This is a genomic window from Fusicatenibacter faecihominis (assembly GCF_020686945.1).
Lineage (GTDB): Bacteria > Bacillota > Clostridia > Lachnospirales > Lachnospiraceae > Limivivens > Limivivens faecihominis.
In genome coordinates, this window is the sequence record NZ_JAJEPR010000004.1 from 117,857 (window position 1) to 143,294 (window position 25,438).

Consider the following 25,438-nt stretch of genomic DNA (forward strand, 5'->3'; position numbering starts at 1 on the left):
AGGGTGAGACCAGAATGACAGAACAGAGCGGAAAGCTTACAAAAGAACAGTTCGCCCGGGTAGGAGTGGACGAACAGGCATCAGAGAATCTGGTGCGCCCCAGCATTTCCTACTGGCAGGATGCATTCCGAAGACTCAAGAAAAATAAAGTCGCCATGGCGAGCCTGATTCTTCTTCTTATCATCGTGTTTATGTGCATCTTTGCACCGTATATTTATCCTCATCCCTATGATGAGCAGAACATTGAGTTTACGAACCAGGGTCCCACCCTGCAGCATATCTTCGGTCTGGATGACCTGGGAAGAGATATCTTCGCCCGTATCTGGATCGGCGGCCGTGTTTCCCTGACCATCGGTGTGGTGGGAGCCCTCGTATCCCTGCTGATCGGCGTTCTCTACGGTGGTATCAGCGGTTATATGGGAGGTCTTGTGGATGATATCATGATGCGTATCCTGGAGATCCTCTCCGGTATTCCCTACATGGTTATGGTTATCATCGTAACGGTCTTCCTTGGAAAAGGTATGAGTTCCCTTCTTTTGGCTCTCTGTATTACGAGCTGGACCGGCCTGGCCCGTCTGGTTCGAGGACAGGTGCTGGAGCTCAAAGAGAGCGAGTATGTCATGGCTGCAAAAGCGCTGGGTACTCCGACTCTTAAGATTGTCACCAGACATCTGATTCCCAATACCATGAGTATCATCATCGTACAGACCACCTTCTCCATTCCGAGCTTCATTTTCTCCGAGGCTTTCTTAAGCTTCATCGGAATGGGTATCCAGCCGCCGCTCACCAGTTGGGGCGCTATGGCTTCCCTGGGACAGCAGCAGATGGCTTACTATCCTCATGAGCTGATTTTCCCGGCACTGGCTATTTCCGTAACCATGCTGGCCTTCAACCTTCTGGGCGATGGTCTGCGCGACGCATTTGACCCGAAACTCCGTCAGTAAAAAAGAAAGGTGTGTGAAAAATGAGCAATCTGTTGGAAGTAAAAAATCTGGAGGTCTCTTTCCATACCTATGCCGGTGAGGTCAAGGCGGTACGGGGAGTATCCTTTGAGGCAAAAGCTGGTGAATGTCTCGCCATCGTAGGAGAGTCCGGTTCCGGAAAGACCGTAACCTCCAAGGCTGTGTTAGGTCTGATCGCCACCCCGCCAGGAGATGTGAAAAAGACCAGCGAGATCATTTTCGACGGCCAGAATATCATGAACTACAGCGAGAAGGAGTGGAGAGCATACCGTGGAAAAGATGCGGCCATGATCTTCCAGGATCCCATGACTTCCCTGAACCCGACCATGAAAGTCGGCAAGCAGATCATGGAGAGTATCCTTCTTCACAGCAAGGTTTCCAAGGACGAGGCAAAGAAACGTGCCCTGGAGCTTCTGAAAATGGTAAATATCCCGAATCCGGAAGAGCGTATGAACCAGTATCCGTACGAGTTTTCCGGCGGTATGAGACAGCGTGTGGTTATCGCCATTGCCCTGGCCTGCAATCCGAAACTGATGATCGCCGACGAACCCACCACGGCTCTAGACGTGACCATTCAGGCACAGATCATCGATCTGCTGAAAAAGATTCAGAAAGAAAACAATACGGCCGTTGTCATGATCACTCATGACCTGGGCGTCGTTGCCGGTATGGCGGATGACATCATCGTTATGTACGCAGGCCGTATCGTGGAGAAAGGTACGGTTTACGAGATCTTCAACGAGCCGAAACATCCCTATACGGATGCCCTCCTGAAGGCCGTTCCGAACCTGAAAAATGAGAACAAATCAGAACTTCGTATCATTCCCGGAACACCGCCGGATCTGATTGCTCCGCCCAAGGGCTGTGGCTTCGCAAGCCGCTGCCAGTACTGCATGGGTATCTGTAAGGAGCAGTCACCGGAATACACCAAATTTTCCGATTCCCATGAGGCAGCCTGCTGGCTGAATCACCCCATGGCAAAAGAAGTATACGGAATCAAAGACATCAAGGAGGTGTTTGAAGATGGCAAATGATAAAGAAGTGCTGGTTCATGTAGAGCACCTGAAAAAATACTTCAAAGTACATAAAAAGGACACCTTAAAGGCTGTGGATGACGTTTCCTTTGATATCTACAAGGGAGAGACCCTTGGTCTGGTAGGCGAGTCCGGCTGTGGTAAGACTACCTGCGGAAGAACCGTCCTTGGCCTTTACCCGGCTACCGAGGGTGTCATCGAGTACGCCGGCCGTGATGTGACAAAGCTTGGAAAAAAAGACAGCCTGTGGTTCAAAAAGAGAGCCCAGATGATCTTCCAGGACCCCTATGCATCCCTGGACCCCCGTATGACCGTCGGCGATATCATCGGTGAGGGACTGGAAAACTTTGGTCTCCATCCCAATGACAAGCAGGAGCGGATCAGCGAGCTTCTGTCCCTGGTAGGACTGAACAAAGAGCACGCAGGCCGTTTCCCCCACGAGTTCTCCGGCGGACAGAGACAGCGTATCGGTATCGCGAGAGCTCTGGCTGTGGATCCGGAATTTATCGTCTGTGACGAGCCGATCTCCGCTCTGGACGTGTCCATTCAGGCACAGGTCGTCAACCTGCTGATCAAGCTTCAGAAAGAGCTGGGTCTGACCTACCTCTTCATCGCCCATGACCTTTCCATGGTAAAACATATTTCCGACCGTGTCGGCGTTATGTATATGGGACATATCGTGGAGCTGGCTTCCAGTGACGAGCTTTACGGAGATCCGGAGCATCCTTACACGAAAGCTCTTCTTTCTGCCATCCCGATCCCCAATCCGGAGCTGGAGCGCAGCAAAAAAGTGCTTCCTCTGGAAGGCGAGGTGGGAAGCCCCATCAACTGCGGACCGGGCTGTCGTTTCGCAAGCCGCTGCAAATACGCTTCCGAGAAATGTAAGAGCGAGACTCCGAAGCTGAAAGAGATCAAAAAAGGCCATTTTGTTGCCTGCCATCTTTTCGACAAATAAGAGCATAAAAAGATCCCCCGGCAAGGTTTTGAAAACCTTATCGGGGGATTTTTCTATCATCACAGGCTGTTTTTAATCTTCCGCCAGTTCTTCCCAGGTTTCGTAGAGAGCCGCAAGTTCTTCGCTGATCTGGGCTTTTTCTTTGCTTAATTTGATGCATTTGCCCACGTCGGTGGCGACCTCCGGAGAAGCTAGGAGAGTGTCGATCTCTGCGTCCCGCTCTTCGAGGGCCGCGATCTGATCCTCTGTCTTTTTCAGGGCATTTTTCCGTTTCCGTTCTTTGGCCTGGAGCTCTTTCTGCTGCTGCCAGTCCAGTTTGGATTCCGTTTCGGTTTTATCAGAGGAGACGGCGGAGGAAGCGTTTTCGCCGGGTACATAGATGGCGGTCAGCTCTTCCTTTTTCTCCAGGTAATAATCGTAGTTGCCGATATAGTTTACCAGCGTGTTTCCAGTGAGTTCCAGAATCCGGGTTGCGGTCTGGTTGATGAAATAACGGTCATGGGAAACGTAGAGGACGGTTCCCTCGTACTGGTTCAGGGCATTTTCCAGTATCTCCTTGGAAGTGATGTCCAGATGGTTGGTAGGCTCATCAAGGATGATAAAATTGGCCTCGGAGAGCATCAGCTTAGCCAGTGAAACACGGCCCCGTTCACCGCCGCTTAGATCCTGGATCCGTTTATAGACATCGTCGCCGGTGAAAAGAAAGGCTGCCAGGACGTTTCGGATCTCGGTATTGCTCATATTCGGATAGGTGTCGGAGATCTCCTCAAAGAGGGTTTTCTCCATATGAAGAACGTGGTGCTCCTGATCGTAATAGCCGATATGGACCTTGCTTCCGAGGGTGAAGCTTCCGCCATCCGGAGCGAGAAGGCCGTTTAAGATCTTCAGGATCGTAGTTTTCCCGGTTCCGTTGTTACCGATGATAGCCACGCGTTCACCGCGCTTGATCTCAAAATTCAGGTCGGAGAAGAGCGTATGGCCATCAAAGCCTTTTTCCAGCCCCTCTACCTTGAGAACATCATTTCCACTGATGACGCGGGGAGTCAGATGAATATGGATCTCGGTGTTTACTTCTGTGGGTTTTTCCAGAACCTCGATCTTATCCAGCATTTTCTCCCGGCTCTCGGCCCGGCGGATGGATTTCTCACGGTTGAAGGATTTCAGCTTGGCGATGACTTCCTGCTGATGCTTGATCTCGCGCTGCTGGTTTAAGTAGGCGTTGATCTGGGCCTGGCGCACCTGGGCCTTTTTCATGGAGTAATCGGAGTAGTTGCCCATAAAGGTGGTGACGTTTCCCTGATCGATCTCGACGATCTTCGTGACGACGCGGTTCAGGAAATACCGGTCATGGGCCACGATGAGCACGGCTCCGGAATAGTTGAGCAGATAGGTTTCCAGCCAGGCGATGGAGTTCATATCGAGGTGGTTGGTGGGCTCGTCCAGAAGGATGAGATCTGGATGGGAGAGCAGAAGTTTTCCTAAGGCCACACGGGTCTTCTGGCCTCCCGAGAGCGTGGAGACCTTTTTCGTAAAGTCTTCCTCGGTAAAGCCCAGGCCTTTTAAAACGCCGGTGATCTCACTCTGGATCGCGTAGCCGTTCTCACGCTCAAACTGGGAATTGAGTCGGTTATAGGTCTCCAGAACGTTTTCCAGTGCTTCGCCAGAGAGAGATTTCATCTCCAGCTCCAGTTCACGGATTCTTTTTTCCATGGCGAGAAGCTCTGCCTTCACGGAGAGAAGCTCGTCGTGGATTGTGTTTTCCGAGGAGACTGCGTCGTGCTGGGCCAGATAGCCGATGGTTTTTCCTTTTGCGAGGATCACCTCACCGCTGTCCGGGTCCAGCTGATGCATGATAATTTTCAGAAGGGTGGATTTTCCCGCCCCGTTGATGCCTACAATGGCCGCCTTTTCACGGTCTTCGATATGAAAAGAAGCGTTTTTCAGGATGACATCGGTTCCGAAAGCTTTTTGAATATTCTGACATGCCAGTATCATGGGATTCACTTCTTTCTAAAATATATTTGCGTAATTTCGCATAATCCTTATTATTTTAGCACATCTTGAACGCTTCGGCCAGCTTATTTTCCATGAAAAAAGACGAAAATGGAAAAAATAACTGGACGGATGGGGAAAATTGCGCTAAGATTTATAGACAGCAGTAAGGTGAAGCGACAGAGTATACATAAGATCAGGAGGAGAGAAGATGAAAAAAGTTGTAAAATTCGGCGGTAGTTCTCTTGCCAGCGCCGAACAGTTCAAAAAAGTAGGAGCGATCATTCGTTCCGATGCAGGCAGACGTTTTGTGGTACCTTCCGCGCCGGGCAAACGCTTTGACAAGGACACGAAGGTGACAGATATGCTTTACGCCTGCTATGCCCTGGCAGCAGAAGGGAAGGATTTCGGCAGGGAGCTCCGTCAGATCGAGCAGCGCTATCAGGAGATCATTGACGGCCTGGAACTGAAACTTTCTCTGGAAAAGGAATTTTCCCTGATCCGTGAGAACTTTGCAGGCAAGGCAGGAAAAGATTATGCCGCATCCAGAGGCGAATATCTGAACGGTATCGTCATGGCGAATTATCTGGGATATGAATTTGTGGATGCTGCAGAAGTGATCGTTTTCTGTGAAGACGGAAGCTTTGATATGGACAAGACCACAGAAGTTCTGGGCGAACGGCTCAAAGATATGAAAAATGCCGTGATTCCGGGTTTCTACGGCGCTCTGCCGGACGGTCATGTCATCACCTTTTCCAGAGGCGGTTCCGATATCACCGGTTCTCTGGTTGCTGCTGCCATCCATGCAGATATCTATGAGAACTGGACCGACGTTTCCGGTTTCCTTGTTACCGATCCCAGGATCGTGGTAAATCCCGAGGTCATCGAGACCATCACCTACCGTGAACTCCGGGAACTGTCCTACATGGGAGCCACTGTACTCCATGAGGAGGCCATCTTTCCTGTACGAAAGGAAGGCATCCCCATCAATATCCGCAACACCAACGCGCCGGAAGACAAGGGTACCCTCATCGTGGAGAGCACCTGCCGGAAGCCGAAATACACGATTACCGGCATCGCTGGAAAGAAGGGGTTTGCTGCCCTCAACATCGAGAAGGATATGATGAACTCCGAGGTGGGCTTTGGCCGGAAAGTGCTGGAAGTTTTCGAGAAAAACGGCATCTCCTTCGAGCATATGCCCTCCGGCATCGACACCATGACGGTCTTTGTCCATCAGAGCGAGTTTGAAGAGAAGGAACAGAAAGTTCTGGCCGGTATTCATCGGGCAGTCAGCCCGGATTCTATCGAGCTGGAGTCGGATCTGGCCCTCATCGCTGTGGTGGGAAGAGGCATGCGTTCCAACCGCGGCACGGCCGGACGTATTTTCTCTGCCCTGTCCCACGCGAACGTTAATGTCAAGATGATCGATCAGGGTTCCAGTGAGCTCAACATCATTATCGGTGTGAAAAACGAAGACTTTGAGCCGGCGATCCAGGCCATCTATAACATCTTTGTCATGACGCGCCTTTAAAAATCAGTGTACTTTGTACCATTCGAAAGATTTGATATTTATTTGACAATCTTAAAGGGATTGGATATAATATGGAAAAAGACCTTTTGGGTCTTTGAGGAACTAGGAAGGATGGTATAAAGTGGAACGAAAAACGATTTCGCGGGCAGTGATCAAACGTCTGCCGCGATACTATCGTTACCTGGGAGATCTTCTGGAAAGCGGAGTCGAGAGGATTTCATCCAACGAGCTGAGTGACAAGATGCAGGTGACAGCATCACAGATCCGGCAGGATCTGAACAATTTCGGCGGCTTCGGCCAGCAGGGCTACGGCTACAACGTACAGCATCTGCATACGGAAATTGGAAAGATTCTGGGATTGGACCGTACCTACAATATGATCATTCTCGGTGCAGGTAACTTGGGACAGGCGCTGGCAAATTATTCTAAATTTGCCCGCTGGGGATTTAAGGTGATTGGAATTTTTGATGTGGACCCGGAACTTGACGGGACCATGGTGCGGGATATTCCGATCCGTATGGTGAGTGAGCTTCCTCGGTATCTGAAAGAAAATGATGTGCAGATCGCAGCTCTGACGCTGCCCAGAAACCAGGCGAAAGCCATGGCGGAGCTGGTGACAGCCAACGGCGTGAAGGCGATCTGGAATTTTGCTCATACGGATCTGAAGCTTCCGGAGGATGTGATCGTGGAGAGTGTTCATCTTTCTGACAGTCTCATGCAGCTTTCCTACAACATGAGCAATTATAAAGACAAGACCCAGAAAAAGAGCAGGACAAAAGAAAAGTAAAGAAAACGACGCGGTAAGACCCTGTTTTAGCGCGTCCTTTTCGTGTCTAAAAAGGGGGTTTTTCATGGAATATCTGGTATCGGCAGAGGAAATGCGCCGGGCGGATCACTGTGTGATCGAGGAGTATGGAGTTCCCTCCTTGGTCCTGATGGAGCGGGCGGCCTTAGCCTCTGTGGAGCTTATGGAGCGGGAAGGTTTTGACCTTTCCCGGGTGCTTGTGGTTTCCGGAAGCGGGAACAACGGCGGCGACGGCTTTGCGATGGCAAGGATTCTTTATCTGAAAGGCATTGAGGCGGAGCTCTGGTTTGTCGGAAATCCGGACCACCTCTCAAAGGAGGCAGCCCTCCAGAAGAAAATCTGCGAAAATTATGGCATGAAATTTGTGCGAAATCTTCCCGCCGGTGAATATACTACTATTGTGGATGCCGTTTTCGGCTCCGGCCTCTCCCGGGAAGTGAAAGGAAGCTACCGGGAGGTCATCGAGAGCATCAACCGCCATCCGGCGAAGGTTTTTGCTGTGGATATCCCTTCGGGGATTTCCTCCGATGACGGTAGCGTCCAGGGAACAGCCGTCCGGGCGGCTGTGACCGGAGCTCTGGCTTTCCGGAAGCTGGGCCATGTGCTTTATCCGGGGACAGAGTATGCCGGGCGGACGTTTCTTCTGGATATCGGCATCACAAAAGAAGGCTTCAAGGGGCAGTTTCCCAGGGTACAGGCTCCGGACCGTGGGATTTTTTCTCTGCTTCCCACAAGGAAAGCCTTCGGAAACAAAGGAACCTTCGGAAAAGCCTGTCTCATGGCGGGCAGCCGGAATATGGCGGGAGCCGCCTATCTTTCCGGAAAAGCGGCAGCCATCACGGGAACTGGCCTGGTCCGGGTCGTGACGGAAGGCTGCAACCGGGAGATTCTGCAGACACTTTTTCCGGAGGCGGTTCTGACCACGGAGGAAATGCTCTCCGAAGAAACGCTGGTAAATGCGCTCTCTTGGGCGGATGCCGCAGGGATTGGTCCCGGCCTTTCTACCGGAGAAGCTGCGGAAAAAGAGCTCGCCTGTGTGCTAACACAGGCCAAAATCCCGCTGGTGCTGGATGCGGATGCCCTGAATATTTTATCAAAGCATCCGGACTGGTTGAAAAAAGGCGATACGCCGAAAATCCTGACGCCCCATATGGGTGAGATGGTGCGGCTCTCCGGTCATTCCATGGAGGAATTGAAGCAGAAGCCTCTGGAACTGGCGGCGGCCTACGCGAAGGAACACGAGGTAATTCTGGTCTTAAAGGATGCCAGAACTGTGGTGACAGACGGGGAACGCATCGTTCTCAACACTACGGGAAATAATGGGATGGCCACCGGAGGCTCGGGAGATGTGCTGACAGGTATCATCACCGGTCTTCTGGCTCAGGGAATGGCCCCCTTTGAGGCGGCAGTTTCAGGCGTTTATCTCCACGGCCTGGCAGGGGACCGGGCAGCGGAAAATACAGGGGTACGGGGGATGCTTTCCACAGATCTCTTGAAAGAACTCCCCGGGGTACTGAAAGAAGGATAACAATGAATCAAATAGAAGCAATGCGTATCTATGCGGCCATCGATATGGACGCATGCAGAAAAAATATCGACGCCATGCTGGCAAAGCTCCGGCCGGAGACAAAGATGACTCTGGTCATCAAGACCGACGCTTACGGCCACGGAGCTCTTCCCGTCGCGAGACTGGGAGAGACGCTCGACCGGGTCTGGGGCTATGCGGTGGCTACGTCCCAGGAAGCCTTTTCTCTTCGGAGAAACGGGATCAAAAAGCCCATTCTGATCCTTGGCTACACCTTTGAGGGAGATTATCCCGAGATGGTGGCTCAGGAGATCCGTCCCGTGGTTTTCCGCTATGAGACCGCTGAAATCTTTTCCAGAGCGGCGAAGGAAGCCGGGAAGACCGTACATATTCATATTGGCCTGGATACGGGCATGCACCGGATCGGTTTTCCGGATACGGCGGAGAGCATCAAAGAAATCCAGAAGATTCAGCAGTTGGAAAACGTGGAGCTGGAGGGAATCTTTACCCATTTTGCCAGAGCCGACGAGGCGGATAAGACCTATGCGAGGGCCCAACTGCTCCGTTTCGTGAGCTTTGTGACAAAGCTGGAAAGAGCAGGCATCACCTTTAAGCTGCGCCATGCGGCCAACAGCGCCAGCATTATGGAGTTTCCGGAAGCCCAGATCGACATGGTCCGGGCAGGCATCACGATCTACGGCATTTACCCTTCCAGAGAGGTGAAGCCGGAAAATCTGCCGCTGGAGCCCATGATGACGCTCAAAAGCCGGATCGTTTTTATCAAGGAGATTCAGTCGGGAGACGCTGTGAGCTATGGCGGCACCTTCGTGGCGGAGAAGCCCATGAAGATCGCTACGATTTCAGCCGGGTACGGGGACGGTTATCCCCGGAGTCTTTCCAACAAGGGCTACATTCTGATTCACGGGAAAAAAGCTCCGATCCTGGGCCGCATCTGCATGGATCAGTTTATGGTGGATGTGACGGAGATTCCGGAAGCGAAAGAGCTGGAGGAAGTCACGCTCATGGGAAGAGATGGGGAGGAAGTACTTTCCGTCGATACCATTTCAGAGCAGGCAGGCAGATTCCCCTATGAATTTGTCTGTGATATCGGGAAACGGGTTCCCCGGGTCTATTACCGGGACGGAAAACCCGTGGAGATCGTGGATGACCTGAGAAAATAGGAGTCCAAAAGCCAAAAGGATACAAAAGCGCATAAACCGCAGGGATTATGGAAATACTGGTCATTATCAAATCAGGAAGCGGAGTGTGAAATGCGTGGTTATTCGAAGAGGCGATGTTTTTTATGCGGATTTAAGACCGGTGGTTGGTTCCGAACAGGGGGGCATCCGGCCGGTGCTCATCATTCAGAACGATATCGGGAACCGTCATAGCCCTACGGTGATCTGTGCGGCCATCACTTCCCGCATGAACAAGGCGAAGCTGCCGACTCATGTGGAGATTGACGCCAGAAAATGTGAGATCGTTAAGGACTCAGTGATTCTTCTGGAGCAGCTGAGGACCATCGATAAAACCCGCCTGCGGGATCGGGTCTGCCATCTGGACGAAAGCGTGCTGAGAAGAGTGGACCACGCCCTTATGGTAAGTCTGGAACTGCCTACATAAACAGGATTCTTGACGAATGGGCGGGAAGATGATATATATTATTAAAGAGACATATGAAGAAAAAGTAAAAGGAGTAGAAATTTCATGTCAGGACATTCAAAATTTGCCAATATTAAGCACAAAAAAGAGAAAAACGATGCAGCAAAGGGAAAAATTTTCACCATCATCGGCCGTGAGATCGCAGTCGCAGTAAAAGAGGGCGGCCCGGATCCGGAGAACAACAGCAAGCTTCGCGACTGTATCGCAAAAGCAAAAGCCAACAACATGCCGAACGATACCATCGACCGCGGTATCAAGAAGGCAGCAGGCGATGCCAATGCAGTCAACTACGAGCACGTTACCTATGAAGGTTACGGACCCAGCGGAATTGCTATCATCGTTGAGGCACTGACTGACAATAAAAACCGTACCGCAGCAAACGTAAGAAGCGCATTCACCAAAGGAAACGGAAGCATCGGTACTCCGGGCTGCGTATCCTACAGCTTCGATGAGAAGGGACAGATCATCATCGACAAGGAAGAGTGCGATATGGATGCTGACGATCTCATGATGCTGGCTCTGGACGCAGGCGCAGAGGACTTCTCCGAGGAGGAGGACAGCTACGAGATCCTCACCGCTCCGGATGATTTCAGCGCAGTCCGCGAGACCCTGGAAAAAGAGGGCGTTCCGATGGCTGAGGCCGAGGTCCGCATGATCCCCCAGAATTATGTGACCCTGACCGACGAAACCGCTATTAAGAACCTTCAGAGAACACTGGATCTTCTGGATGAGGACGACGACGTACAGAACGTATTCCACAACTGGGATGAGTAAAGAACCGGATACAAAGGGAGAAAGATTATGAGCTTTTATACGACCGCGATTGAGGGCCTTCCTGGCATGCTCCTGGATGTGGAGGACCCCATCGGAAATTTTAAAAGAAAGCGTTATCCGACAGCTTTTGAAGCTTATTATGAGCAGCACCTCGGTACTCTCGAGGCGCTGGAGAACGGATATCAGCAGGTGATCGACAAAGAGCAGTATCTCACCAATATGGCGGAGGCTGTAGCTGCCGGGGCGGAGGAAGCTCTGATGCGTGAGAAAAAGAAAAGCAAGCGTGCCAATCTTCTCGTGGATTACAATCTTTCCCTGGTGGTATACCTTTATCCGGCAGTCCTGAAATATGAGGGAGAATCCGGAAAGCTTTTTTCCGAGAAACTCTGCGTTGCTTGGAAGCAGCATTTCCCGGATACCAACGTATCCCCGGCTACCTTTGAGCAGATCAATGGCGGTTTCAAACGGAAATTCTGCTACATTACGACGGCGGCCTGCACGACGCTTGGAAAACCGGACGACTGCTACGAGTTGAACTGCTTCCGGAATTACCGCGATACTTATCTTCTGACCACAGACGAGGGCGAGGCCATCGTACAGGAATATTACGATATCGCGCCCACGATTGTGAAACATATCAACCGGGCAGAAAATTCCAGAGAGATCTACGCGTCCATCTGGGAAGAATATCTGTCCCCCTGTCTTCATCTCATCGAGGAAGACAGAAAAGAAGACTGCCAGGTGCTCTACACCAAAATGGTACGGAACCTGGAAAAGGAATACTTTTACAAAAATTAAGAGCTGTCCGCTTTCCTGAAAAAGGAGGCGGGCAGTTTTTCTGTCCTGTCTAAAATTTTCATTTCCGGAAATACTCTTAAAAAATGGCAGCGATGCTGGAAATGAGGTAGAAAAATGGCAGAAGAAAAGCGAAAAGAAAAAACGGAGAATGAGCGGGAAAATTTGAAGGAATTTGGCGAGGTGAAGATGGAAGACCGGATTCATCTGATCTCTGTCATCGGCGAGATCGAGGGACACGAGTGCCTTTCCGCCAACACCAAAACCACGAAATATGAACATGTGCTTCCGCAGCTGGCGGCCATCGAGGACAGCGACGAGATCAAAGGCGTGCTGGTGCTTTTAAATACCGTGGGCGGGGATGTGGAGGCGGGACTGGCTATCGCAGAGATGCTGGCCTCCTTAAGTAAGCCTACGGTTTCCCTGGTGCTGGGAGGCAGCCATTCCATCGGTGTTCCCATCGCAGTCTCCACGGATTATTCCTTTATTGTGGCCACCGGGACTATGGTGATTCATCCCGTGCGGATGAACGGCACCGTTATCGGGGCGCCCCAGACCTACGATTATTTCAAACAGATGCAGGATCGGATCCTTGGCTTTATCGCGGATCACTGCAAGGCAAAAAGAGAACGGCTTGAGGAGCTCATGCTTGATACGGGCATGCTTACCAAAGATCTCGGCACGATTCTTGTGGGGCATCAGGCCGTGGAAGAGGGAATCATCGACGAAGTGGGAGGCATCCGGGACGCCGTTGCAAGACTTCGGAAAATGATTTGTACATCTTGACAAAATATGTTATACTAGATCTATATGCCTGCCGGTTTCTCTGAAACCGGCGGCGATCTGCTGGGAGAGAAAAAGTCAAGGAGGAACGGTTATGTCATTGCTTCAGGCAATTTTTTTAGGAATCGTACAGGGAGTTACCGAGTTTCTTCCTGTCAGCAGTTCCGGCCATCTGGCCATATTTCAGAATATTTTCGATATGAAGACGGACGGCGGACTGCTGTTTGACGTCTGCCTGCATATTGGTACGCTGGCGGCGGTCTTTATCGTTTACTGGAAAGATATTTTCAAGATGATACGGGAGTTCTTTCGCATGTGCGGGGATATCATCAGAAACGTCAAGATTTTTTACCGGAACCGGCGCTATGACGAAGCTCTCCGCTATCATCGGATCATACATAACAACTACCGCAAATTTGTTCTGCTGGTACTGGTATCCACAATTCCCACGGGTATCATTGGCGTGATGGGAAAGGATCTCATCAGCTTTGCCTCCACAACCCTCATTGTCCCCGGTGTCTGCCTGCTTCTGACAGGTCTTCTGCTTCTGGTGGCAGACCATTGTAAGGATGGAAAAAAGATCCCGAAGGATATCAGCTACAGCAACGGTTTTCTCATCGGTATTGCTCAGGGACTGGCTACCCTGCCGGGACTTTCCCGTTCCGGTACCACCATTGCCGCCTGCCTTTTAAGCGGCTTTGACCGGAGATTTGCAGTAAAGTATTCCTTTATCATGTCCATTCCGGCAGTTCTTGGCGCAGCCGTTCTGGAGCTTAAGGATATCGGTTCCGAGACGATCTCCGGCGGCCTGGTGACAAACTGTGTCGTGGGCGCTATTGTGTCAGGCGTGGTTGGTTACATCTGCATCCGCACGATGCTGGTGGTTGTGAGAAAGAAGAACTTCAAGGGCTTTTCCATTTACTGTTTCGCAGCGGGTCTCGTTGCGATCATCGCTCATTTTATTGTATAAAAGTAAGAGGAGATATTCATGGCAGCAAAGAAAGAGACAGAAACACAGAAAACCACCGGGAGAAAGCAGACGGCTTCCAAGAGGCCGTCTGCTTCTTCGGCGAAGAAAACATCTTCCGCTCCCAGGGGAAATGGAAAGGGACAGCAGAAAAAGAAGGAGAGTGTCTTCGGCTTTCCTTTTGCACAGGAGGTGATCCTCTGGGGGACGCTGGCCCTCTCTGTGATCCTCTTTATCAGCAATTTCGGAATCGGCGGCTTCGTAGGTGATGCCATCAGCCGGTTCTTTTTCGGCGTGTTCGGTTTTATGGCTTATCTGCTGCCACTGATCCTGTTTTTCATGGTGGCTTTTCTTATAAGCAACAGGAACAATCCTCTGGCCTGGATGAAGGCAGCAGCGGTGATTCTTCTGGTGATTTGCGTCTGCACGGTGGTGGAACTGGCTTTAAATTCCTATCAGGCAGACAGGGATTTCCTGGATTTCTATAAAGTCAGTGCAGTAAACAGGAGCGGCGGCGGCCTGGCTGGCGGCGTGCTCTGTACCCTCGTCTGCCCGGCTTTCGGCGTGGCAGGAGCTTATGTGCTGGTGGTAGTCCTCATGATCCTCTGCATGGTGCTGATTACCGAGCGGTCTTTCTTTGAGGATTTTCGTAAGACAGGCAAAAAAGTATACAAAAACGTGTATGAAAATACACGGGAAGATGCGGCCATCCGCCGGGAACGGGCGGCGATCCGTGAGGAAAAGCGCCGGATCATCCGTGAAGAACAGCGGAAAATGCAGCGGGAACAGCTGGAAAAAGAGAAGGATCAGCTGAAAACTCTGCCGGAGACCCTGCGGAGAAATCAGAAAGTCAGCGGCGTAAACCTGAATGGCCTTGTTCCCCGTTCCATGCCGCTGGAGGAAGTGCATGAGATCGTGCCTCCGGTGCCGAAAACACGGCCTGAGGTGGAAGAACTGAATCTCAAGGTCATGGATCAGGCCATCGGCGGCAAAAGCTTCCAGGTGCCTCCGAGAGAGCGGATTCCGAAGGCCAGCCCGAAGCTTCCCTTTGTAGATCGGAAGTTCCCGGAACCGGAGATTCAGGAAGTGGAGGAGGAAGTGACTCCTGTTTCCATTCACGAACAGCGGCCGAGCTCCTTTGAGGAACAGCTACGGATCAACGGCGAGTTGGTTTCCGCAGCGAGAAATCAGGCGGAAGAGCAGGCACAGGAGCCGGAGGATGGCGGAGAATTTATGGAAGCAACTGATGAGCTTTACCAGCCCTTAAGACAGCCGGTCTTCTTACAGCGGGCCGATGAAGCTGAAGATGCCGATCCGGAAGAGATTTTCCGTGAGCGCTGGGGGACACCGGAAGACCCGACAGCCGATGGACTGGAGTTCCACAGAGAGTTTCAGGAGGCAGAGGAGATTCCGCCCTTTGGAGAGGAAGAGACGGAGGTACCGGAAAGTTGTGAGGATGCCAGTATGGAAGAGGTTCCTCATGAGGAAAATCCGGAGGTTTATGAGGAGCCGGAAAACGACATGGATGCTGATGAAGAGTCAGAAGACCCCGAAGACCCCGAGCCTTTCCGTGATTCAGGCGATATGGAGGAGATCATAGCGCCTTCCACGCGATCCTCCGATAGCATTTTCCGTGAGGATAACTCCCTGCGGCCCACATCAGCAGGCACTGTCTTCCAGGATGCACCGCCTGCTCCCGGTGAAAAACAATTCCGCAACCCGAAATCCAGTCAGGAAGAGCAGCAGAAGAACCAGGAAAACGTGGCAAAAGAGATCGAAGCCTCCAATCAGGTCATAAAGAAGGAATATGTCTTCCCGCCGCTGGATCTCTTAAGCAAACCCAAGAGCAATCCGGCAGTAGGACGGGATCAGGAGCTTCGGGAGACGGCAGCCAAGCTGCAGCAGACGCTTCACAACTTCGGCGTGGGCGTCCGTGTCACCAACGTAAGCTGCGGCCCCTCTGTCACCCGGTATGAGCTGACCCCGGATCAGGGCGTGAAGGTCAGCCGGATTGTCAATCTTTCTGATGACATCAAGCTGAATCTGGCGGCGGCCGATATCCGTATTGAGGCACCGATTCCCGGAAAAGCGGCTGTCGGTATCGAGGTGCCGAACAAGACCAACAGCCCGGTGCCCCTGCGTGAGCTTCTGGAAACGAAGGAATTTAAGGAGCATCCCTCCAGTCTGGCCTTTGCAGCCGGAAAAGATATCGCAGGCAAGCCTGTGGTAGCCGATATTGCCCGGATGCCTCACCTTCTGATTGCAGGCGCGACCGGTTCCGGTAAATCTGTCTGCATCAACACGATCATCATGAGTCTTCTTTACAAGGCCAAGCCTGAGGATGTAAAGCTCATTATGATCGACCCGAAAGTTGTGGAACTCAGCGTTTATAATGGCATTCCTCATCTTCTGATCCCCGTTGTGACGGATCCCAAAAAGGCTTCCGGAGCCTTAAACTGGGCTGTGGCGGAGATGACCGGCCGATACCAGAAGTTCGCGGAATATAACGTCCGTGACCTGAAGGGTTATAATAAGAAAGTGGAAGCCATCAAGGATATTCCGGACAAAGACAAACCAGAAAAAATGCCGCAGATCGTCATTATCGTGGACGAGCTGGCGGACCTGATGATGGTAGCACCCGGAGAGGTGGAGGATGCGATCTGCCGTCTGGCCCAGCTGGCCCGGGCAGCGGGCATCCATCTGATCATCGCCACCCAGAGGCCTTCCGTCAACGTTATCACCGGTCTCATCAAGGCAAATATGCCTTCCCGAATCGCTTTTTCCGTCTCTTCCGGTGTGGATTCCCGGACGATCATCGATATGGTTGGAGCGGAGAAACTTCTCGGAAAAGGAGATATGCTGTTCTATCCCCAGGGCTACCAGAAACCGGCCCGGGTGCAGGGTGCTTTTGTCTCCGATACGGAAGTCAGCGATGTGGTAGAGTTTCTCACCAGTGAAAACGGTGTCTCCCAGGGAAGCGCCGATATCGAGAGCAAGATCACCCAGGCCCAGAGTATGGGCTGCGGGGACAGCTCCGGTGAGAGCGAGATCGACGAGTACTTCGAGAAAGCAGGCCGCTTCATTATCGAGAAGGACAAGGCTTCCATCGGTATGCTGCAGCGTCTCCTGAAAATCGGCTTCAACAGGGCCGCCCGGATCATGGACCAGTTGGCGGATGCCGGCGTCGTCGGTCCCGAGGAAGGCACGAAACCCCGGAAGATCCTGATGTCTATGGAAGAATTTGAAGATTATATCGATAACTATGTATGATTAATTGTACATTTTTGTTGATTAAAGTATTGATATTTTTATGGCATTGCTTTATACTTGTTGGGAGCGTAAAAAGTGCGCTATATGAAAGACAGTAGGATGCGTATATGCAAGTACAATGAGGTATGTACTGGCATATGCGTGTCACACAGGCCTTTTATCATAGAGAGGGACCTTTTATGGTTTCCCCTACCATTCTGTGCGGAGCTCTCTTCCGAGTCCCGTGCAAAATAAGAAGAGGAGGAGCATTATGTACAAGATCAGAAAAGCGGAAAAGCTTACAAGCAACATTTACTCCATGGTTGTAGAAGCTCCGCGTGTTGCCGAGCACTGCCTGCCCGGACAGTTCATCATCGCAAAGATGGATGAGGAAGGTGAGAGAATCCCCCTGACCATCTGTGACTATGACAGAGAAGAAGGAACCATCACCATCGTATTTCAGCCCATCGGAGCTTCCACAGAGAAGTTTGCAACTCTGAAAACCGGTGATGCTTTTGAAGATTTTGTAGGTCCTCTGGGACGTCCGTCTGAGCTCTGCACGGATGATCTTGAGGAAGTGAAGAAGCTGAAACTTCTGTTTGTTGCCGGCGGCGTAGGTACCGCACCGGTATATCCCCAGGTAAAATGGCTTCACGAGCACGGAATTGATGCAGATGTGATCGTTGGTGCAAAGACCAAAGACCTGATCATTCTGGAGAAAGAAATGGAGGCAGTTGCCGGAAACCTCTATATCACCACCGATGACGGTTCTTACGGAAGAAGCGGACTGGTAACCAAGGTGATCGAGGATCTGGTAGCAGAGGGCAAACAGTACGACCGCTGCATCGCCATCGGACCGATGATCATGATGAAATTTGCCTGTCTGACCACCAAGAAACTGAACATCCCCACCATTGTCAGCATGAACCCGATCATGGTAGACGGTACCGGTATGTGCGGCGCCTGTCGTGTTGCCGTAGGCGATGAGATCAAATTTGCCTGCGTAGACGGACCGGAGTTTGACGGTCATCTGATCGACTTTAACGTTGCCATGAAGAGACAGGCCATGTACAAGACAGAGGAAGGCCAGGCCCTTCTGAAACTGCGTGAGGGCGATACCCATCACGGTGGATGTGGAAATTGCGGAGGTGACAAATAATGGCAGACGTATTAAAGAAGGTTCCTGTAAGAGAGCAGGCTCCGAAGGTTAGAGCAACAAATTTTGACGAAGTATGTCTTGGTTATAATAAAGAAGAAGCAATGGAAGAGGCCAGCCGCTGCCTGGGCTGTAAAAAGGCAAAATGTGTAGAGGGCTGCCCGGTAAGCATTCATATCCCGGATTTCATCCATCAGGTAAAAGAGGGAAATATCGAGGAAGCTTACCGCATCATCTCCGAGTCCAGCGCACTTCCCGCTATCTGCGGCCGTGTCTGCCCCCAGGAGAGCCAGTGTGAGGGTAAATGTATCCGCGGTATCAAAGGAGAGGCTGTTTCCATCGGTAAACTGGAGCGTTTCGTAGCTGACTGGGCCCGCGAGAACGGTATCAAACCGACTGCTCCGGCTGAGAAAAACGGCAAGAAGGTAGCCGTCATCGGTTCTGGTCCTTCCGGACTGACCTGTGCCGGCGATCTGGCAAAAATGGGTTACGATGTAACCATCTTCGAGGCTCTTCACAAAGCCGGCGGCGTTCTGGTTTATGGTATTCCGGAGTTCCGTCTTCCGAAGAGCGCTGTTGTAGAGAAAGAGGTTGAGAACGTAAAGGCTCTCGGTGTTAAGATCGAGACCAACGTTATCATCGGTAAATCCACCACCATCGACGAGCTGATGGACAAAGAAGGCTTTGAAGCTGTCTTCATCGGTTCCGGTGCTGGTCTTCCGATGTTCATGGGAATCCCGGGTGAGAACGCCAACGGCGTATTCTCTGCCAACGAGTTCCTGACCAGAAACAACCTGATGAAAGCTTTCCGTGATGATTACGATACACCAATCGCACACGGCAAGAAAGTTGCAGTTGTTGGCGGCGGAAACGTAGCTATGGATGCTGCAAGAACCGCTCTTCGTCTCGGCGCTGAGGTACATATCATTTACCGTCGTAGCGAAGCTGAGCTGCCTGCCCGTGCAGAGGAAGTTCATCACGCAAAAGAAGAGGGTATCATTTTTGACCTTCTGACCAACCCGAAGGAGATTCTCGTCGACGAGAACGACTGGGTAAAAGGTATCCGTCTGGTGAAGATGGAGCTTGGCGAGCCGGATGCATCCGGAAGAAGACGTCCGGTAGAGATTCCGGGATCTGAGTACGAGATCGATGTAGATACCGTTATCATGTCCCTTGGTACTTCTCCGAACCCGCTGATTTCTTCCACCACCATCGGTCTGGATACAAACAAGAGAAAATGTATCATCGCTGATGAGGAGACTGGTAAGACCAGTAAAGAGGGTGTATATGCCGGTGGAGATGCCGTAACAGGCGCAGCTACTGTTATCCTTGCAATGGGTGCAGGTAAAGCCGCTGCCAAAAGTATCGACGAGTTCCTGAAGAACAAATAATAAAAACAAGGTTCTGTAAAAGGCAGGGTATATGGCGGTTGCGCTGTGTACCCTGTTTTTGCAGTCAGAAAGGAGTGTTTTTTATGGTAACGCATATCGTTATGTGGAATTTTGACGCTTCCCTTACAGAAGAGACGAAGAAACAGGCTGCAGCTGAGATGAAAGAGAAGCTGGAAGCCTTAAAAGAGATCGTTCCCGGCGTTCTCTCCGTAAAAGTCATCACAGAGCCCCTGGTCTCCAGCACCAGAGACATCGCCCTTATCGGTGAATACGAGGACGAAGCCGCCTTAAAAACCTACGCCAGCCATCCGGAGCATGTGAAAGTTGTGGAGACGATTATCAAAAAGTACTGTACCGACCGTACGGCTTTTGATTTCTGAAAAAGGAACCCGTATCTATGAAAATAACTGTCCTCTGCGTGGGAAAGATCAAAGAAAAATTTTTCGCGGATGCGATCAAAGAATACAGCAAACGGTTGAGCCGCTACTGCAAACTGGAAATCGTGGAAGTGGCGGATGAGAAGACGCCGGACGGCGCCTCCGACCTGGTAGTAAGCCAGATCAAAGACAAAGAAGCGGAGCGCATGGAAAAATACCTCCCTGATTCCTCCTACGTCATCGCTCTGGCCATCGAAGGAAAGAAGCTCACCAGCGAAAAGCTGGCCGAAAAAATCGATACGCTTGGAATCACCGGAACCAGCCATTTGGTTTTCCTGATCGGCGGTTCCTTAGGTATGAGCGACCGTCTCCTCAAACGGGCCGATTACCTCTTAAGCTTCTCCGATATGACCTTCCCCCACCAGCTCATGCGTGTGATCCTTCTGGAACAGATCTACCGAAGCTACCGGATCATCCACGGAGAACCCTATCATAAATAGAAAAACAAAAGGCGCCTTCCGGCGCCTTTTAAAATGTATAGGGGTTACGATATAGTTTAATACTGATAGATACATTAATAATAAAAATATTATTAATAGCTTTTGCCTCTTTCATATACTCATCGAATGACATGGTTTTCTGGGACTTATTTTTTTGAGGCTGATTCATCAAATTCAGTATAAGTTTTATTTTTTCATTGAGTTCATACATGGTTTTTTGTAAGGCAAATTCGTCTAACATATCAGCAAAGCCAAGTACTTTGGGTATTTCTTTTATAGATACAAAGGAAAATGCAGATTCAGAGTACACCCAAAGTCGGTAGCGAAGATGAAGAAGAAAATCAGAGAATTGACGGACAGGAAGAGAGGAATTAGTAACGCGGTACGCGAGAAGAATTATCAAGATTATGTGCGAGGATGGGTAAATTACTTTAGGCTTGCAGATATGAAAGGACTTCTTAGGACAACAGATGAATGGGTAAGACGACGAATGAGAGCGGTCTATTGGAAACAATGGAAGAAAATCAAAACGAAATACCGAATGTTGAAGGCACAGGGTATGGAACATTGGAAGGCAAAGGAACTAGCCAATAGTAGAAAAGGTTACTGGAGAATGGCAAAAGTGCTGAATCAAATCTTTTCAAATAAAATAATAGTCAAGCTGGGATATACATCCATGCTTGACTATTATCTGAGAGTTTGTGAAAACTAAAGAACCGCCGTGTACCGAACGGTACGCACGGTGGTGTGAGAGGAGGCTAATCAACTAATGATTAGCCTTCCACTCGATTGCAATAATTATAATTAGTGGAAGAAACTCCAATACCCCATAAAGAAGATCACGAGCACAATCACCGGAAGAATATAGCTCACATAGAATCTTGCCCATTTGGGGAATTTTAGGCCTTCTCCGGTGTTGGCTTCTTTCATGAAATTCTTGAAGCCCCAGCCGTACTTGCTGGTGCAGAAGAGAAGGTAAACGAGGCTTCCTAAGGGGAGCAGGTTGTTGCTGACGAGGAAATCCTCGAAATCCAGCACAGAACCACCGGGGAGTTTGAGGCCGCTCAACACATTGAAGCCCAGTACGCAGGGCATGGAAAGCACAATGATGGCGATGAGGTTTACCACAACGGCCTTCGTCCGGCTGCAGCCTGTGAGATCCATGGCGAAGGAGAGGATATTTTCAAACACCGCGATGATCGTGGAAAAAGCGGCGAAGGACATGAAGAGGAAGAAGAGACTTCCCCAGAGCCGACCGCCGTTCATGGTGTTGAATACGTTGGGCAGGGTGATAAAGATCAGGTTGGGACCGCTGTCCGGCTGGATGTCGTAGGCGAAGCAGGCCGGGAAAATGATAAGTCCTGCCATCAGGGCTACGAAGGTATCCAGGACGGCGATGCTTAAGGCTTCGCCGGTGAGGGAACGCTCTTTGCCGATATAGCTTCCGAAGATCGCCAGAGCGCCGATACCGAGGCTTAAGGTGAAGAAAGACTGGCCCATAGCTGCGTAGACTGCCTCCCAGAGGCCGCCGCTTCCTTCCGTCAGCTTTTTGAAATCCGGGAACAGGTAAAATTTGATGCCGTCCTCGCCGCCTTTTAAGAGGAGGGAACGGACAGCCAGGACAATCATCAGTCCCAGCAGGCAGACCATCATGACTTTCGTGATCTTTTCCACGCCCTTCTGAAGACCGAGGGAACAGATGCCAAAGCAGATCACAACCGTGAGAATCATAAAGAAGGTCATGAGTCCGGGCTGGCTCATGAGAGTTCCGAAACTCTCGGAAACTTCCGCAGAGGTCAGGCCGTCGAACTGTCCCAGAGCGGTCTTGAAGAAATAGAGGACCATCCAGCCGCCGATGGTGGTGTAGAACATCATCAGCAGATAGTTTCCGGCCATAGCTCCATATTTATAGAGGTGCCATTTGGTTCCTTTGGGCTCCAGGACGTCAAAGGAGAGGGCTGCGCTTTTTCGGCTGGCTCTTCCAACGGAAAACTCCATAACCATAATGGGAAGTCCCAGGATTACGAGGAAAAACAGGTATAAAATGACAAAAGCGGCTCCGCCATATTTTCCGGTAATATAGGGGAAGCGCCAGACGTTTCCGAGGCCGATAGCACAGCCGGCGGAAATCAGGATAAATCCCAAGCGGGACGAAAATTTTTCTCTTTCCATAAATAAAAACTCCAGTCTGTAGTTATTTTTTCTTTTTTAACCGTTCAAAAAGAGACTGTATCTCTTCTTTTCGTTCTGCTGTCTCAGTTGGTCTTAGGACGGCAATTCCATTTTCATAATCAAAAAGATCTCCATCCTTTGGCTGCTCCGGAAAAGCGGAGAGGGGGATGTTCTGCATAATCCTTCCTTCCATTTCACAGACAGCAAAGTTTTCTTCGATCCGGTCTACAGTTCCTTTCATAGAAATGCTCCTTTCATTATTGCGGAGGATTGCATCTGCTGCAGGGAGTAAGTCCCCGGGCTTTTGCTTCGGAGAGCGTGACCTCGATATCTGATTTTTTCAGATACTGACAGCCTGCAGAGTGGTATTTTTCTCCAGTTTTGGTAATGTGAACGGTGACATCACTGCTGGAAGCCGAGTTATCCTGGCTGTACTGACCGTCGTCGCTGATGACAGCGGTGGAGCTGGAAGAGCTCTGGTTTTCAGAGGAAGAACCGGATGAGCCGCTGCCGAAAGCGGTGCTGAAGGAAATGCTGTTTCCATCGGTGGCTGCGACGATCGTTCCCAGAAGGTCTGTCCGGTAAACTTCGATGTTTCTGGCAGAGAGGGCATCCAGCGTCTCCTGATGAGGATGGCCATAATCATTTCCAGCTCCGCAGCTGATGACCGCGTACCTGGGACTGATGGCATCCAGAAGGGCACTGCTGGAGGAAGTCCGGGAACCGTGGTGGCCTACCTGATAAACATCCGCGCTGAGATCCAGGCCAGTGCCCAGCATGTCAGCTTCCGCATCTGCCTCGGCGTCACCGGTGAAGATGAAACTGGTGTTTCCATAGGTGATCTTGAGGGCGATGGACCAGTCGTTCAGGTTATCGCCATAATCGGAGACGGGACCCAGGATTGTGAAGGAAGCATCGCCCAGAGAGTAGGTCTCGCCCACTTCCGGAACCGTGATGGAAAGCCCTTTCTCATCGATGGCTGTCAGCACATCTTGAAAAGTCCGGGTGTTGGCGGTTACATTGGGGAGCATCACGGTATCGACGGAGACCGCTTCAATGACGGAATCCATGGAACCGATGTGATCCTCATGAGGATGCGTGCCGATCATATAATCCAGATGGGTAAGTCCTGCCTTATTCTGGATGTAATTGAGAATCGGCTCTTTGTCATCGTTTTTTCCGGCGTCGATGAGCATGGCGTGATCCCCGCAGGTGATCAGTGTAGAGTCTGCCTGACCCACATTCAGAAAATGAACCTTCATTCCGTCGTCCGCATAAGAGGTAAGGCCAAAGGCCATAAATAGGACGAAGAAGAAGGCAGAGAGGTGAGTCAGCCAGCGTCTGGTTGTGTTCATAACTTTTCTCCTTTCGTTTTTTGAATCCAGTATACCATAAAGTGTCAGCATTTCCTATAAAAAATCAGATTTTATTTGCTCTGCTGCCCTGATGCAGGTATAATGGAGATCAAGTAGGGAAAGAAAAATGCTTAAGGAGGTAGTCATATGAATCTTGCGGAAATGTTGGAAAAACTGAGAAAAGAAGCACTGGCAGATCCCGGTCTTCGCGAAAGACTTCTGGACACCAGAAAGGAAAAAGCCCCGTTAAGCGCCTTCTGCAGCCTTTGCCGGGAGCTGGGCTATCCGATCTATGAGATGGATCTCATCCAGGAAGGGGAGGAATTTTATGCCTCCATGCGCCGGAGCACTAACGGCGGCGGAGAAAATTCCCCGATGCTGGAAGGAGAGGATGATTTTTATGAACTTTTCTTTGCCAGTATTGCTTTTGAAAATCCCGGGCTTGACAGGTAAAAGGGATAAACTTACAATGAATGAGAGGATTTTCATGTTATGAATTACTATTTTGCGCCGATGGAAGGCATCACAGGCCATATCTACCGCAGAGTCCATGGGGAGTGTTTTCGCTCGCCGGATAAATATTTTACGCCTTTCCTGGTTCCTGGGACGAAAAAGATCTTCCGGAACCGTGAAATCCAGGATATCCTGCCGGAAAATAATCCGGGACTGACGGTAGTTCCCCAGATCCTCACAGGAAAAAGCGAGGACTTTATCCGTGGGGCCAGAGAACTTCAGAGATATGGTTTTCAGGAGATCAATCTGAACTTAGGTTGCCCGTCGGGCACTGTGGTGGCAAAAGGCAAAGGTTCCGGCATGCTTGCTGATCCGGATCAGCTGGAAGCTTTTCTGGATGAAATTTTTTCTGCTCTGGATCTTAAGATCTCCGTCAAGACGAGAATCGGTTTGGAAGAACCTGAGGAGTTTTCAAGACTTCTTACGCTTTTCAACCGTTTTCCGCTGGTGGAGCTCATCGTGCATCCGAGACTCCGGAAAGATTTTTACAAGGGAAAACCGGACCTTGAGGCCTTTGCACTGGCAGTGCGGGAGAGCAAAAATCCCCTCTGTTACAACGGGGATCTCTTTTCAAAAGAAATGGTAAGACAGTTTACGGAGCAGTTTCCGTCTGTGGACAGACTGATGCTGGGCCGGGGGCTGGTGGCAAATCCCGCTCTTTTAAACGAGCTTTATGGAGAGCATGGGCTTTCAAAGGAAAGCTTTCTGCATTTCCATGACCGTCTGGTGGAAGAGTACCGGGGCGTAATGTCCGGTGACAAGGATGTGCTTTTTAAGATGAAGGAACTCTGGTTTTACATGAGTCATCTTTTTACCAGTCCGGAAACTTACATGAAAAAAATCAAAAAGGCCGGTTCCCTTGCCGTGTATGAAGAAATCGTTCACGCCCTTCTTCGCGAGCAGGAGATCGCGCCCAAAACGTTTTATACGTTTTAACGAT

24 protein-coding genes are annotated in these 25,438 nt (G+C 50.6%); 20 read left to right on the plus strand and 4 right to left on the minus strand.

What is annotated here, in order from left to right:
• Window positions 1-14 precede the first annotated feature (14 nt).
• The 3 genes from LKD71_RS03570 to LKD71_RS03580 are packed head-to-tail and all read left to right on the plus strand — an operon-like array spanning window position 15 to window position 2,951.
• Window positions 15-944 (plus strand): ABC transporter permease, encoded by a 930-nt coding sequence (locus LKD71_RS03570; protein WP_227614366.1) that lies wholly within the window; start codon window positions 15-17, stop codon window positions 942-944.
• Window positions 945-964: 20 nt separating this feature from the next.
• Window positions 965-1,996: an ABC transporter ATP-binding protein gene (locus tag LKD71_RS03575; RefSeq protein WP_227614367.1), complete on the plus strand. Its 1,032-nt coding sequence runs from the start codon at window positions 965-967 to the stop codon at window positions 1,994-1,996.
• Window positions 1,986-2,951, plus strand: a complete 966-nt coding sequence (locus LKD71_RS03580) for an ABC transporter ATP-binding protein (protein ID WP_227614368.1) — start codon at window positions 1,986-1,988, stop codon at window positions 2,949-2,951. The genes LKD71_RS03575 and LKD71_RS03580 overlap by 11 nt, the downstream gene beginning before the upstream one ends.
• Window positions 2,952-3,023: 72 nt before the next feature.
• On the opposite strand, the gene abc-f is transcribed toward LKD71_RS03580, so the two are convergent.
• Window positions 3,024-4,946, minus strand: coding sequence for a ribosomal protection-like ABC-F family protein (gene abc-f / locus LKD71_RS03585; RefSeq protein WP_227614369.1), 1,923 nt, complete (start codon window positions 4,944-4,946; stop codon window positions 3,024-3,026).
• A 208-nt stretch (window positions 4,947-5,154) separates the two neighbouring features.
• Here abc-f and LKD71_RS03590 point away from each other — a divergent pair, with 208 nt between their 5' ends.
• The 15 genes from LKD71_RS03590 to LKD71_RS03660 all read left to right on the plus strand — a co-directional run bounded on the left by LKD71_RS03590 (window position 5,155) and on the right by LKD71_RS03660 (window position 21,170).
• Window positions 5,155-6,474 (plus strand): aspartate kinase, encoded by a 1,320-nt coding sequence (locus LKD71_RS03590; RefSeq protein ID WP_178044805.1) that lies wholly within the window; start codon window positions 5,155-5,157, stop codon window positions 6,472-6,474.
• A gap of 121 nt (window positions 6,475-6,595) precedes the next feature.
• The gene (locus tag LKD71_RS03595; protein ID WP_227614370.1) at window positions 6,596-7,261 is read left to right on the plus strand and encodes a redox-sensing transcriptional repressor Rex; all 666 of its coding nucleotides are present in this window, start codon (window positions 6,596-6,598) and stop codon (window positions 7,259-7,261) included.
• Window positions 7,262-7,325: 64 nt separating this feature from the next.
• On the plus strand, window positions 7,326-8,807 hold the full coding sequence (locus tag LKD71_RS03600) for an NAD(P)H-hydrate dehydratase (protein WP_227614371.1): 1,482 nt from the start codon (window positions 7,326-7,328) through the stop codon (window positions 8,805-8,807).
• 2 nt (window positions 8,808-8,809) lie between these two features.
• Window positions 8,810-9,985, plus strand: a complete 1,176-nt coding sequence (gene alr / locus LKD71_RS03605) for an alanine racemase (RefSeq protein WP_227614372.1) — start codon at window positions 8,810-8,812, stop codon at window positions 9,983-9,985.
• A 94-nt stretch (window positions 9,986-10,079) separates the two neighbouring features.
• Window positions 10,080-10,427 carry a type II toxin-antitoxin system PemK/MazF family toxin gene (locus LKD71_RS03610; protein ID WP_178044801.1) on the plus strand — a complete coding sequence of 116 codons (348 nt, stop codon included), beginning with the start codon at window positions 10,080-10,082 and terminating at the stop codon, window positions 10,425-10,427.
• A gap of 84 nt (window positions 10,428-10,511) precedes the next feature.
• The gene (locus LKD71_RS03615) at window positions 10,512-11,240 is read left to right on the plus strand and encodes a YebC/PmpR family DNA-binding transcriptional regulator (RefSeq protein WP_178044800.1); all 729 of its coding nucleotides are present in this window, start codon (window positions 10,512-10,514) and stop codon (window positions 11,238-11,240) included.
• Window positions 11,241-11,267: 27 nt separating this feature from the next.
• A complete protein-coding gene (locus LKD71_RS03620; RefSeq protein WP_178044799.1) occupies window positions 11,268-12,038 on the plus strand; it encodes a CFI-box-CTERM domain-containing protein in 771 nt (256 codons plus the stop codon).
• A gap of 114 nt (window positions 12,039-12,152) precedes the next feature.
• A complete protein-coding gene (locus tag LKD71_RS03625) occupies window positions 12,153-12,821 on the plus strand; it encodes a ClpP family protease (protein WP_227614373.1) in 669 nt (222 codons plus the stop codon).
• A gap of 91 nt (window positions 12,822-12,912) precedes the next feature.
• Entirely contained in the window at window positions 12,913-13,788 is an 876-nt protein-coding gene (locus LKD71_RS03630) for an undecaprenyl-diphosphate phosphatase (protein WP_227614374.1), read from the plus strand.
• An 18-nt stretch (window positions 13,789-13,806) separates the two neighbouring features.
• The gene (locus LKD71_RS03635; RefSeq protein ID WP_227614375.1) at window positions 13,807-17,055 is read left to right on the plus strand and encodes an FtsK/SpoIIIE family DNA translocase; all 3,249 of its coding nucleotides are present in this window, start codon (window positions 13,807-13,809) and stop codon (window positions 17,053-17,055) included.
• 250 nt (window positions 17,056-17,305) lie between these two features.
• On the plus strand, window positions 17,306-18,193 hold the full coding sequence (locus tag LKD71_RS03640; protein WP_227614377.1) for a sulfide/dihydroorotate dehydrogenase-like FAD/NAD-binding protein: 888 nt from the start codon (window positions 17,306-17,308) through the stop codon (window positions 18,191-18,193).
• Window positions 18,193-19,581, plus strand: coding sequence for an NADPH-dependent glutamate synthase (gltA, locus tag LKD71_RS03645; RefSeq protein ID WP_227614379.1), 1,389 nt, complete (start codon window positions 18,193-18,195; stop codon window positions 19,579-19,581). The genes LKD71_RS03640 and gltA overlap by 1 nt, the downstream gene beginning before the upstream one ends.
• A gap of 83 nt (window positions 19,582-19,664) precedes the next feature.
• Entirely contained in the window at window positions 19,665-19,961 is a 297-nt protein-coding gene (locus tag LKD71_RS03650; RefSeq protein ID WP_227614381.1) for a Dabb family protein, read from the plus strand.
• A gap of 17 nt (window positions 19,962-19,978) precedes the next feature.
• Window positions 19,979-20,458 (plus strand): 23S rRNA (pseudouridine(1915)-N(3))-methyltransferase RlmH, encoded by a 480-nt coding sequence (gene rlmH / locus LKD71_RS03655; protein WP_227614382.1) that lies wholly within the window; start codon window positions 19,979-19,981, stop codon window positions 20,456-20,458.
• Window positions 20,459-20,786: 328 nt separating this feature from the next.
• A complete protein-coding gene (locus LKD71_RS03660; RefSeq protein WP_227614384.1) occupies window positions 20,787-21,170 on the plus strand; it encodes a group II intron maturase-specific domain-containing protein in 384 nt (127 codons plus the stop codon).
• A 92-nt stretch (window positions 21,171-21,262) separates the two neighbouring features.
• Here the strand turns inward: LKD71_RS03660 and LKD71_RS03665 are convergent, their stop codons facing one another.
• Genes LKD71_RS03665 through LKD71_RS03675 form a run of 3 tightly spaced genes read right to left on the minus strand, consistent with a single transcriptional unit; the run spans window position 21,263 to window position 23,985 of the window.
• The gene (locus LKD71_RS03665; protein ID WP_227614386.1) at window positions 21,263-22,630 is read right to left on the minus strand and encodes a sodium-dependent transporter; all 1,368 of its coding nucleotides are present in this window, start codon (window positions 22,628-22,630) and stop codon (window positions 21,263-21,265) included.
• A gap of 22 nt (window positions 22,631-22,652) precedes the next feature.
• Window positions 22,653-22,871, minus strand: a complete 219-nt coding sequence (locus LKD71_RS03670) for a DUF3006 domain-containing protein (protein WP_227614387.1) — start codon at window positions 22,869-22,871, stop codon at window positions 22,653-22,655.
• Between the two features lie 16 nt (window positions 22,872-22,887).
• A complete protein-coding gene (locus LKD71_RS03675) occupies window positions 22,888-23,985 on the minus strand; it encodes a ComEC/Rec2 family competence protein (RefSeq protein ID WP_227614388.1) in 1,098 nt (365 codons plus the stop codon).
• 147 nt (window positions 23,986-24,132) lie between these two features.
• Here LKD71_RS03675 and LKD71_RS03680 point away from each other — a divergent pair, with 147 nt between their 5' ends.
• Window positions 24,133-24,438 carry a hypothetical protein gene (locus LKD71_RS03680; protein ID WP_227614390.1) on the plus strand — a complete coding sequence of 102 codons (306 nt, stop codon included), beginning with the start codon at window positions 24,133-24,135 and terminating at the stop codon, window positions 24,436-24,438.
• A gap of 39 nt (window positions 24,439-24,477) precedes the next feature.
• Window positions 24,478-25,434, plus strand: a complete 957-nt coding sequence (locus tag LKD71_RS03685; RefSeq protein WP_227614392.1) for a tRNA dihydrouridine synthase — start codon at window positions 24,478-24,480, stop codon at window positions 25,432-25,434.
• The last annotated feature ends 4 nt before the right edge of the window (window positions 25,435-25,438 follow it).

What these genes read in the sequence shown, in the direction of transcription:
- LKD71_RS03570 (WP_227614366.1), top strand. Translation starts at nt 15, where the DNA reads ATGACAGAACAGAGCGGAAAGCTTACAAAAGAACAGTTCGCCCGGGTA.
- LKD71_RS03575 (WP_227614367.1), top strand. Translation starts at nt 965, where the DNA reads ATGAGCAATCTGTTGGAAGTAAAAAATCTGGAGGTCTCTTTCCATACC.
- LKD71_RS03580 (WP_227614368.1), top strand. Translation starts at nt 1,986, where the DNA reads ATGGCAAATGATAAAGAAGTGCTGGTTCATGTAGAGCACCTGAAAAAA.
- abc-f (WP_227614369.1), bottom strand. Translation starts at nt 4,946, where the DNA reads ATGATACTGGCATGTCAGAATATTCAAAAAGCTTTCGGAACCGATGTC.
- LKD71_RS03590 (WP_178044805.1), top strand. Translation starts at nt 5,155, where the DNA reads ATGAAAAAAGTTGTAAAATTCGGCGGTAGTTCTCTTGCCAGCGCCGAA.
- LKD71_RS03600 (WP_227614371.1), top strand. Translation starts at nt 7,326, where the DNA reads ATGGAATATCTGGTATCGGCAGAGGAAATGCGCCGGGCGGATCACTGT.
- alr (WP_227614372.1), top strand. Translation starts at nt 8,810, where the DNA reads ATGAATCAAATAGAAGCAATGCGTATCTATGCGGCCATCGATATGGAC.
- LKD71_RS03615 (WP_178044800.1), top strand. Translation starts at nt 10,512, where the DNA reads ATGTCAGGACATTCAAAATTTGCCAATATTAAGCACAAAAAAGAGAAA.
- LKD71_RS03620 (WP_178044799.1), top strand. Translation starts at nt 11,268, where the DNA reads ATGAGCTTTTATACGACCGCGATTGAGGGCCTTCCTGGCATGCTCCTG.
- LKD71_RS03625 (WP_227614373.1), top strand. Translation starts at nt 12,153, where the DNA reads ATGGCAGAAGAAAAGCGAAAAGAAAAAACGGAGAATGAGCGGGAAAAT.
- LKD71_RS03630 (WP_227614374.1), top strand. Translation starts at nt 12,913, where the DNA reads ATGTCATTGCTTCAGGCAATTTTTTTAGGAATCGTACAGGGAGTTACC.
- LKD71_RS03635 (WP_227614375.1), top strand. Translation starts at nt 13,807, where the DNA reads ATGGCAGCAAAGAAAGAGACAGAAACACAGAAAACCACCGGGAGAAAG.
- LKD71_RS03640 (WP_227614377.1), top strand. Translation starts at nt 17,306, where the DNA reads ATGTACAAGATCAGAAAAGCGGAAAAGCTTACAAGCAACATTTACTCC.
- gltA (WP_227614379.1), top strand. Translation starts at nt 18,193, where the DNA reads ATGGCAGACGTATTAAAGAAGGTTCCTGTAAGAGAGCAGGCTCCGAAG.
- LKD71_RS03650 (WP_227614381.1), top strand. Translation starts at nt 19,665, where the DNA reads ATGGTAACGCATATCGTTATGTGGAATTTTGACGCTTCCCTTACAGAA.
- rlmH (WP_227614382.1), top strand. Translation starts at nt 19,979, where the DNA reads ATGAAAATAACTGTCCTCTGCGTGGGAAAGATCAAAGAAAAATTTTTC.
- LKD71_RS03660 (WP_227614384.1), top strand. Translation starts at nt 20,787, where the DNA reads ATGAAGAAGAAAATCAGAGAATTGACGGACAGGAAGAGAGGAATTAGT.
- LKD71_RS03665 (WP_227614386.1), bottom strand. Translation starts at nt 22,630, where the DNA reads ATGGAAAGAGAAAAATTTTCGTCCCGCTTGGGATTTATCCTGATTTCC.
- LKD71_RS03670 (WP_227614387.1), bottom strand. Translation starts at nt 22,871, where the DNA reads ATGAAAGGAACTGTAGACCGGATCGAAGAAAACTTTGCTGTCTGTGAA.
- LKD71_RS03675 (WP_227614388.1), bottom strand. Translation starts at nt 23,985, where the DNA reads ATGAACACAACCAGACGCTGGCTGACTCACCTCTCTGCCTTCTTCTTC.
- LKD71_RS03680 (WP_227614390.1), top strand. Translation starts at nt 24,133, where the DNA reads ATGAATCTTGCGGAAATGTTGGAAAAACTGAGAAAAGAAGCACTGGCA.
- LKD71_RS03685 (WP_227614392.1), top strand. Translation starts at nt 24,478, where the DNA reads ATGAATTACTATTTTGCGCCGATGGAAGGCATCACAGGCCATATCTAC.